Below are 6,272 nucleotides of genomic sequence, written 5' to 3'. Positions count from 1 at the left end.
CGGGCCTCAGCCCTCGACCGGGGAGATCTCCCCGCGGAACATCTTCAGCACGACGAAGTTGTCCGCGTACGGAGCGTTCTGCAGGATCGGGTCGTCCTCCGCCGGGAAGCCCTGCACCCGGACGCCCTCGAGCGCAGGGTTGTTCCCGTAGCGCTCGAAGATCGGGATGATGGGCAGGAGCTCGTTGAAGGCGAGAGCGACGGTGGAGACGTTCTCCCGCTGCTCCTCGAAGTCCAGGCCCTGCCCCGATTTGGTCACCAGCGCCTCCAGGTCGACGGTCCCCTCGGACGTCTCGACGTCCTGCAGCGGGAAGCCGTAGCCCTTGCCACCCTGGTTCTTCGCGATCGGGATGTTGTGCGTGAACAGGTCCGTCACGAAGGAGAAGTGCGGGTGCGGGTGGGTCGAGGAGCCCCAGGACTGGATCGCCATCTCGAAGTCGCCCTTGTCGATGTCGATCGGTGCCTGCTTGTCGTCGAGCCCGCGCGCGGTGACCTGGATGCCGAAGGCGGTGAGCTGCTCGGCGACGTTCGTGCCGGCGGCCGACCAGTCGGCGTAGGTCTGCGGGAACTGGATCTCGTAGGCGGCCTCGTCCCCCTCGGGGGTCATCCAGGTGTCCCCGGACTTGGTCCAGCCGGCCTCCTCGAGCAGCGAGGTCGCCTTTTCCAGATCCAGCTCGTAGGAGTTGATCTTGCCCTTGACGTCATCCGTCAGCCACTCCTCGACCAGGACGTCGGAGAAGCCGACCATCGACTCCACCGCCACCCCGGACTCCGCCAGGGAGATCTGCCCGTTGGTCTCGCGATCGATGAGGTGCGCGAAGGCCTGGCGGGTGCGGACGTCGGCGAACTCCGGGAATCGGTCCTGGTTGAGGTACAGGGCAGGACCGGAGTACACCGGCGGCCGCAGGATCGTGTACCCCGCGGATTCGAAGGGGTCCTCCGAGGCCGGTGCGAAGCCGTGGGTGGCGTAGTCGACGTCCCCGGACTGCACCAGCGAGGTGATCTCGGTGGTCTCGCCGTTGTACATCACCACGGTGTCGAAGGTGACCTGGTCGGCCCCGAACCCGGTCTCGTTGCGCACCAGCGTGAGCTGGGTGTTGGTGATGGTGTCGTAGTCGAAATCGTAGGGACCGGAGACGATGACGTTCTCGGGCCGGAAGGACTGGAACTCGGTGCCCAGGGCCTCGCCGTCGCCGTCGTCCATGGTGCCGCCGGCGTCGACGACCGCCTTCGCCCGCTCCGCCCACTCCCCGTACTGCGCGGTGGAGAGGATGTTGGACTTGAGGATGTAGCGCTCGAGCACCGAGGGCGGGTCCTCGAAGCTGATCACCACGGTGGCATCGTCCGGGGCCTCGAGGCCGGTGATGAAGTCCCAGGACGGGGCGCGCTGGATGAACTGCACGTACAGCGTGGTCAGGAAGTCCTGCGAGGTCAGCGCCTCGCCATCGCTCCAGGTCAGCCCCTCCTTGAGGGTGACGGTGAGGGTCCCTCCCTCGGCGTCGAGCTCATGGGAGTCCGCGATGAGGTACTCCCATTCCTGGTCCGCCCACAGCCACAGCGCCGGCGGCGGCAGCAGCAGGTCCCGGTAGGGGCCGTCGCCGAGGATGACCGTCGGCACGGCGGCATAGGGCATGGCGGCGAAGTTGAAGTGGCCCTCCGGCGGAGGCAGGAACGGCCAGGCGCCGTGGAAGGCGCCGCCGCCCCCACCGCCGCCGCCGTCGCCGGATCCGTCCGGCTCGGCGGGCGAGCAGGCGGCGAGGCCGGCGCCGGCGGCCGTGGTGAGTCCGACGGCCTTGAGGACGTCGCGTCGGGTCAGATGGGTGCTCATTGCTACTCCTTGGTGGGATCGACGGGGTCGTCGAGGTGGTCCGCCATCGCCTCGTCGCGATGGCGTCGTCGGGTGCTGAGGAGCCGCGCGGCCACGGAACCGGCGATGATCCCGAGGCCGAGCAGGAGAGCGAGGAGGCTGACGACCCTCTCGGCCGTGCCCGCCTCGGTGAGGGGGAGCATGAGCGCCGCGCCCACGCCCACGAAGCAGCCCAGGGACAGCAGCGCCCGGCTGGCCGCATCGATCATGGCGATGCTCCTCCCGCTCCCGCGGCGCCGGCCGGGGCCGCCGGCCGCGGATCGGTCACGACCATGCAGGCGACCTCCTGCTCAGGGGCCGCCGGCGCCCTGCTCAGCAGCGGCACGGTCTGCGAGCAGCGGTCCTCGGCGAGCGGGCAGCGGGGGTGGAAGGTGCAGCCGCTGGGCAGGTCGGACAGGCTCGGGATGTCGGCGCTGAGCAGACCGCCGCCGGCCTTCTTCTGCCGGGCCAGCTCCGGGTCGGGCTCCGGGACGGCATCGAGCAGGGCACGGGTGTACGGGTGCTGCGGGTGATTGATGACCTGCGGGGTGGGCCCGACCTCGACGATCTTGCCGAGGTACATCACCGCCGTGCGCCCCTCCCAGGCGAAGTACTTCGCCAGCGCCAGGTCGTGGGTGATGTAGATGAAGCCGACGCCCTCCTCCGTCCGCAGCCGCGTGAGCATGTTCAGCAGGCTCACGCGGATCGACACGTCGAGCATCGAGGTGGACTCGTCGGCGATCAGCAGCCGCGGGGAGAGCGTCAGCCCCCGGGCGACGGACACCCTCTGACGCTGCCCTCCCGAGAGCTGGTGCGGGAACTTCTCGCGGTAGCTCTCCGGCGGGGTGAGGTCCACGGTCCTCAGCAGGTCGTCCACCCGCTCCTCCACCTCGGCGCCGCTGCGGGCCAGGCCGTGGCGGCGCAGCGGGATCGACAGCGTGCTGCGCACCGAGCGGATCGGGTTCAGCGAGGCGTAGGGGTCCTGGTGGATGTACTGCACGGCGCGGCGGTACTCGCGGCGCTCCGCACGGCTCATCTCCGCCAGGTCCCGGCCCTCGAAGCGCACGGCGCCGGAGCTCGGGGCGGCCAGCCCCGCGGCGAGCCGCGCCGTGGTGGTCTTGCCGCTGCCGGACTCCCCGACCAGGCACAGCACCTCCCCTTCGCCGACGCTGAGGGAGACGTCGGAGACGGCGGGCAGGTCCTTGCCCTTGACGTGGAACACCTGTGAGGCGCCGTCGAGCTCGATCAGCGGAGCGGCCCCGGATGCGGACTCAGGCACGGGCGATCACCTTCCGTTCGTGATGGACCTGGTCGTGGTGGATGCAGGCCGCGGCATGGGTCATGTCCGCGGGCCGCTCGGTGAGGGTGATGAGCTCCGGCTCGGCCGCGCGGCACTCGTCGGTCGCGAGCTCGCAGCGCGGCGCGAAGGCGCAGCCGGGCGGGAGGGTCGCCAGCGACGGCGGCGCCCCGGGGATCGAGGCGAGCTCCGGGAGATCGCCGCTGACCGGCGGCACCGCGTTGATGAGCTTCGAGGTGTACGGGTGCTTCGGGGCGGTGAAGATGTCCTGCGTGGTGCCGGTCTCGATGACCTTCCCCGCGTACATCGTCACCACCCGGTCCGCGAGCTCGGCGGCGAGCGCGAGGTCGTGGGAGATGAAGATCATCGCGAAGCCGTACTCCTCGCGCAGCTCCGCGAGGAGGTCGATGACCGTGCGCTGGGTGAGGATGTCCAGTGCCGTGGTGGGCTCGTCGAGCACCAGCAGCCGGGGGCGCAGGAGCAGCCCGGTGGCGATCAGGGCACGCTGCTTCATCCCGCCGGAGAGCTCGTGGGGGTAGCTGCCCAGCACGCGCTGCGGCTCCAGGCGCACCGAGCGCAGGGCCTCGGCGGAGCGCTCGAGGATCTCCTTGCGGCTGATCCGGGCGCGGCTGTGGTCCCGCAGCGTCTCGGCCATCTGCTGGCCGATCGTGAGCACGGGGTTGAAGGCGTTCTGGGCGCCCTGGAACACCATGGCCGCCTCGGACCAGCGCCAGCGCCGCAGCTGCGCGGAGCTCATCGCCGTCACCTCGCGGGTGCGGCCGTCGTCTCCGGTGTAGCCGATCGTGCCGCCGGTGATCTCGCCGAGGGTGGGCAGCAGGCGAAGCAGGGCCAGGCCCAGGGTGGTCTTGCCGCTGCCGGACTCGCCGACCAGGGCGAGCGAGCTGCCGGGATAGAGGTCGAAGCTCACCCCGCGCAGGGCCCGCACGCGGGTGTGCTTGCCGGTGCGGTAGGCGACCTGGAGGTCGCGCACCGACAGGACGGGGGCCTCGGCGGGGCCGGTGGTCGCGGGGGCGTCGGGGTCGGTCTCGGGGCCGACGGGACGGGGCGTGGTGTCGGTCATCAGCGGTCCCTCAGTCGGGGGTTGAGGATCTCTTCGAGGGTGCGGGTCAGGAGGATCAGGCCCAGCTGGAGCAGGACGATCATCGTGACCGGGGCGATGATGTAGGGCATCGCGTCGGGGTTGAACATCGCGCCCTTGGTCCACGCGTCGTTGATCATGATTCCCCAGTTGGTGCCCCGCTGCGGGGCCAGGCCCAGCAGGTAGAGGCCCACCATCGCGTAGATGGCGTTGGTGACCGCGATGATGAAGTTGATGAGGATGTAGCTGGCCATGTTGGGGACGATCTCCCCGAAGACGATGCGCACCCAGCCCACGTCCAGCAGCTGCGCGGCCTCCACGAACTCACGCTCCTTGAGGGAGAGCACCTGGGCACGGATCGAGCGCATCAGCACCGGCCAGCTCAGCACGCCGATGATCACGGCCAGCAGGGTGGGCGAGTCCAGCTGGTAGAAGGCGCCCACCACGGCGAGCAGCACGATCTGGGGGACCGTCATGACGATGTCGGTCAGCTGCAGCATCAGGGCGTCGAAGCGACCGCCGAAGTAGCCGGCCAGAGAGCCGATCGACACGGCGATCACGGTGGTGATGGTGGCGGCGAGGAAGCCGACCATGAGCACCGGCCGGCCGCCGATGACGACCAGGTGCAGGGTGTCCTTGCCGCTGCCCTCGAGGCCCAGCCAGTGCTCGCCGCTCGGCGGCTCCCAGGCGCGGGCCGGGTCCCCGGGGACATCGGTGCCCATGATCAGCGGCCCCACCAGGGAGATCAGCAGGATCGCGAGCACCAGGCAGAGGCCCACGAAGCCCGAGGCGCTGCGGGTCATCTCGCTGGCCAGGCGGCGCAGCGGGTTCGCGGCGGCGGCCTTCGTCCGCGGGGCGGCGGAGGTCGCGGTGGTCACGGGAGAGGACGTCGCGGTCATGCCGCACCTCCTTCGCCGAGGCGGATCCGTGGGTCGAGGGCGGCGTTGACCAGGTCCGCCGCGAGGTTGGCGAGGACCACCGTGATCGTCACGACGAGCAGCACGCCCTGGATGGTCGGGTAGTCGCGGGAGTTGATCGATTCGAACAGCAGCAGCCCGATGCCCTCGTAGGAGAAGGTCTGCTCGACGAAGATCGCGCCGCCGACGATGAACCCGGCCTGCGTGGCGATCTGCGCGATGAGCGGGAGCAGGGCGTTGCGGCCGACGTAGTTGGTCTGCACCCGGCTCTCCTTGAGCCCGCGTGCCTTCGCCACCGTCACGTAGTCCTCGCCGAGGACCTGCGTGGTCGAGGACTTCATGATCAGTGCCCAGGTGCCGAAGGTGGTGAGGATGTAAGTGATCATCGGCAGGGTCGCGTGGTAGCCGATGTCCGAGAGGAAGCGGAGCGAGAGCTCCGGGGTGACGCCGGGCGAGACGTTGCCGCGCATCCGGGTGTAGTCGATGATCCCCAGCTGCACGGCGCCGACGACCACGATGAGGATCGCCAGCAGGTAGTTGGGGATCGCGTGGAAGATGCTGCCGACCACGGAGACCGCGTGATCGATGACCCCGCCACGGCGGTAGGCCATGATCATGCCCAGCAGCAGCCCGATCGTGATCGAGATGAGCAGGGCGAGGCCCACGCTGTAGAGCGTCCACGGCAGGTAGTGGGAGATCTTCTCCAGGACCGTCACGCCCGGGGTCGCTATCGAGGTGCCCATGTCCCCGCGCAGCAGCCCGCCGAGGTAGTCGAGGTACTGCTGCCAGATCGGGGTGGTGGGGTCGAAGCGGAAGTAGTTCTCCGCCTCGGCGGAGGCCTGCTCGTAGGTCTTCCCGTAGAGGGCGATCTGCTGATTGACGTAGACGTCGACCGGATTGCCCGGCAGCAGGCGGACCATGAGGAACACGCCCGTGGCGACCACCCAGATCACGAAGGCAGAGCGCAGCAGGCGCCTCAGGAGGAACGAGTGGTACACCCGGTGCCCCAGGCTCGCCCGGCGCGCGGCAGCGGGCGGGCGCCCCGGTGGGGCGTGGGAAGGCGACGCGTCAACGGCCATGGCTCTCCTCCGACAAGCGACAGTGCTCACGACGA

General features: G+C 69.8%; 6 protein-coding genes. All 6 read right to left on the bottom strand.

Features of this window, described 5'->3' with window-relative positions:
• Nucleotides 1-6: 6 nt before the first annotated feature.
• From CXH06_RS15975 to CXH06_RS15950, 6 genes are read right to left on the bottom strand one after another with little or no spacing between them, the layout of a single operon-like run.
• Nucleotides 7-1,827, bottom strand: coding sequence for an ABC transporter substrate-binding protein (locus tag CXH06_RS15975; protein WP_114856190.1), 1,821 nt, complete (start codon nucleotides 1,825-1,827; stop codon nucleotides 7-9).
• A gap of 2 nt (nucleotides 1,828-1,829) precedes the next feature.
• Nucleotides 1,830-2,075: a hypothetical protein gene (locus CXH06_RS15970; RefSeq protein WP_114856189.1), complete on the bottom strand. Its 246-nt coding sequence runs from the start codon at nucleotides 2,073-2,075 to the stop codon at nucleotides 1,830-1,832.
• A complete protein-coding gene (locus CXH06_RS15965; RefSeq protein ID WP_198684090.1) occupies nucleotides 2,072-3,124 on the bottom strand; it encodes an ABC transporter ATP-binding protein in 1,053 nt (350 codons plus the stop codon). The genes CXH06_RS15970 and CXH06_RS15965 overlap by 4 nt, the downstream gene beginning before the upstream one ends.
• On the bottom strand, nucleotides 3,117-4,223 hold the full coding sequence (locus CXH06_RS15960) for an ABC transporter ATP-binding protein (protein WP_114856188.1): 1,107 nt from the start codon (nucleotides 4,221-4,223) through the stop codon (nucleotides 3,117-3,119). The genes CXH06_RS15965 and CXH06_RS15960 overlap by 8 nt, the downstream gene beginning before the upstream one ends.
• Nucleotides 4,223-5,140 carry an ABC transporter permease gene (locus CXH06_RS15955; protein ID WP_114856187.1) on the bottom strand — a complete coding sequence of 306 codons (918 nt, stop codon included), beginning with the start codon at nucleotides 5,138-5,140 and terminating at the stop codon, nucleotides 4,223-4,225. Before CXH06_RS15955 ends, CXH06_RS15960 begins: the two co-directional genes overlap by 1 nt.
• Entirely contained in the window at nucleotides 5,137-6,237 is a 1,101-nt protein-coding gene (locus CXH06_RS15950; protein WP_114856186.1) for an ABC transporter permease, read from the bottom strand. The genes CXH06_RS15955 and CXH06_RS15950 overlap by 4 nt, the downstream gene beginning before the upstream one ends.
• Nucleotides 6,238-6,272: the final 35 nt, after the last annotated feature.

The organism is Brachybacterium sp. YJGR34, from assembly GCF_003347015.1.
Classification (GTDB): domain Bacteria; phylum Actinomycetota; class Actinomycetes; order Actinomycetales; family Dermabacteraceae; genus Brachybacterium.
Note: the sequence above shows the minus strand (reverse complement) of the source record. Positions and strands in the feature narration are given on the sequence as shown.